Origin of the sequence: Aquabacterium sp. (assembly GCF_030652515.1) — a bacterium.
Taxonomy (GTDB): Bacteria; Pseudomonadota; Gammaproteobacteria; order Burkholderiales; family Burkholderiaceae_C; genus Aquabacterium.
In genome coordinates this window covers 1-2,457 of sequence record NZ_JAUSAR010000203.1, presented here as the reverse complement: position 1 = coordinate 2,457, position 2,457 = coordinate 1, and the positions used below count along the sequence as shown (strand labels likewise).

Below are 2,457 nucleotides of genomic sequence, written 5' to 3'. Positions count from 1 at the left end.
GCTACCTGCATTCCATCGCGGAATGCGCTCCCGACCTTGCGTCGGCGTCGCAGTCGTCACCTGCCTCATTGACCGTGCTGGCCTCGCGTCAGCACATCCCGAGCGGGAACATCCATCCCCTCGGGACAGGACGTTCCCGCTTTTCCTTTTTGTGAAGGAGAAATCCGTGAACGTCACCCACTTGTCCAGTGCCGAACTGGTCAGCGAGTTACTCGCCGCACCTGTTCGCCAAGCCCCCCTCCCTTTGCCCTGTGCCTGCGATGCAGCAGCCCCATACCAGGCCGTGGAGCAAGCGCCCCCCGAGCTGGCGCACAAACTCAGCGTTGCGCGCGAACTGCTGCTGCGCGACATGCGCGCCAAAATGCTGGATGGACCAGTCATGGCCTCGCCCAAGGTGGTCAAGGACTGGCTGAGCATGTATTGCGCCGGGCTGGAACACGAGGTGTTCCTGGTGCTTTACCTCGACGCACAGCAAGTCCTGATCGAGGCAGAAGAGATGTTCCGGGGCACCTTGACCCAAACGTCTGTTTACCCTCGTGAGGTCGTTAAAAGCGCGCTTGCCCACAACGCAGCATCCGTTTTGTTGGCCCATAACCACCCCAGCGGCCAGTTGTCACCCAGCCGGGCTGACGAGCTCTTGACCCAGACGCTGAAATCCTCTTTGATGATGGTGGACGTGCGCGTGCTCGACCATTTCGTCGTGGGAGGCGACCGCGTCCTGTCTTTTGCGGAACAGGGTTTGCTGTGAAACTGCCAGCCACCCTACCCCGCAAGGCACAGCCTCATTCTTGCCAAGAAGGAGTACGCCTTGGATAAGACCATCGTGACCAGATTGTTGGAACTGGTCGAGCCTCTGGCTGCGCTGTCGATCTGCCACCTGACGGCCACCACACGCCAGAAGTTGGCCAATGACGACCTGTCAGTCAATGTGTACCCGAACGACTATGGTGGTTTCGTCTATGTGGGCGCCCCGCCCTACACGGTGCCCACTGAGAACGACATGGCCACGATCTTCGAAGCGGCCAGATTGGCTGGCATCGTCTGGCTCAAGTTCGACTGCGATGCAGCCATCGTGGACGGGCTGCCGATTTTCGAAGAGACCGATCCCCTTTAACCCCCACCGGGCGTCGCGCCATCAAGCCGACGCCCATTTTTTTGCGCCATCCACGGTCACACCGTGATCGCGCATCGCATCCAGGTCGATCACGGCGTCGGCCATGGCGGTCAACTCCGGCGTTTGCGACACAAAAAACTCCCGCTGGTAGCCGCCCACGCGCAGCACCTCGCGCTTCATGGCCATGAACATGCGTTTGCGCTCGGAGTCCAGCGCCCCATCGGCTTCGTCAGAAAACAAGGCGTCGTAGCGCCGACCTGCATGCTGCGCCAGGTACAGCGCCACCGCCCGCGTCAGGCACTCGTTGACCCACACGCGCTCCCCTCCGCTCATCAGCCCCAGGCTCTTGCTGTCCCCCGACTCGCCGTCATGCACGACGATGTCAAAGCCCTCGCGTTGCTCTCCCTTACCTGTCTCCACCAGCGTGAGGATGGACACGGTGAAGCGTGGGCCATAACAGGCCAGCAGCAAGTCATTGGCCAAGCCAGACAAAGCCGGTCCGGCATCGTCAATGGCCAGGGCGATCAGGCCATCGTTGCTCATGCATCGGGCAAACAAGTTCCAACTTCCCAAGCTGTCCTCCGCTCGGGCCATGCGAGATTGCACCTGCACACGCCGCTCAGCCAGGGCCCGCGCCTGAGCCATCAATTCGATCCTGGACTGGGCATCGCGCTCGGCGGCCAAGTGGGCTTGCTCTGCGGTGGACAAGGCCAGGCGCGCTTGCGCCTCAGCCTGGGCGGCAGCGGCCAGCATCTGATGGTCAAAGGGCGTTGGCAAACCATGAAGCACCGCGTCCAGGCGATTGAGCGCCTCCCGGAAATGCTGCGCCTGTTGCACCAGGGCCTGCGCGATCCGCTGGCGCGTTGCCTCGATCTGTTGGCGCTCGGCCTGCTCTTCGGTCGCTTCGTAGTCTTGAGTCCGGCCAAGCTCGGCTGCCAATGAGGACAGTTCAAGCTCAATGGTCTGCAAGGCGGCGCGGGCTTGGGTGATCTGACCCGCCCTGGTCGCCAGCAGCGACAAGCGGGACACCCGTGTTCGAGCCATATCGACCAAGCGTTCGGCCCGAGCCAGCGCTTGCGGCGCCAGGGACAGTTCTTCGTACCGATGGCGGATCAGGGACAGTTCCTGTTCTGCCAGGGCCTTGTCCTGTGCCAGACGACCTATCTGGCCTTGTGCGCTGGGCATCAGGGTCTGGGCTTCATGCGCATCCCCCAGCAGCTTGCATTGCCCTTGCAGATCGGTGCCTGCACAAGGCACCTCACCGACCAGGCCAAAGCGGTGCGCCAACTCCTGGGCCTTCAAAGCCGCCCTGCCTGCCTCCAGTTCGATGCTGGCTAGCTTCT

The 2,457-nt window shown here is 62.3% G+C and carries 2 protein-coding genes and 1 pseudogene; 2 read left to right on the top strand and 1 reads right to left on the bottom strand.

Features of this window, described 5'->3' with window-relative positions:
• Positions 1-244 precede the first annotated feature (244 nt).
• Both Q7V20_RS22930 and Q7V20_RS22925 read left to right on the top strand, forming a co-directional pair.
• Complete coding sequence (locus Q7V20_RS22930; RefSeq protein WP_370652550.1) at positions 245-748, top strand: RadC family protein; 504 nt, start codon at positions 245-247, stop codon at positions 746-748.
• A 60-nt stretch (positions 749-808) separates the two neighbouring features.
• Positions 809-1,114 (top strand): hypothetical protein, encoded by a 306-nt coding sequence (locus Q7V20_RS22925; protein WP_304796258.1) that lies wholly within the window; start codon positions 809-811, stop codon positions 1,112-1,114.
• A 21-nt stretch (positions 1,115-1,135) separates the two neighbouring features.
• Here the strand turns inward: Q7V20_RS22925 and Q7V20_RS22920 are convergent.
• Positions 1,136-2,457: pseudogene (locus tag Q7V20_RS22920) on the bottom strand (DNA repair protein); the annotation flags it as partial.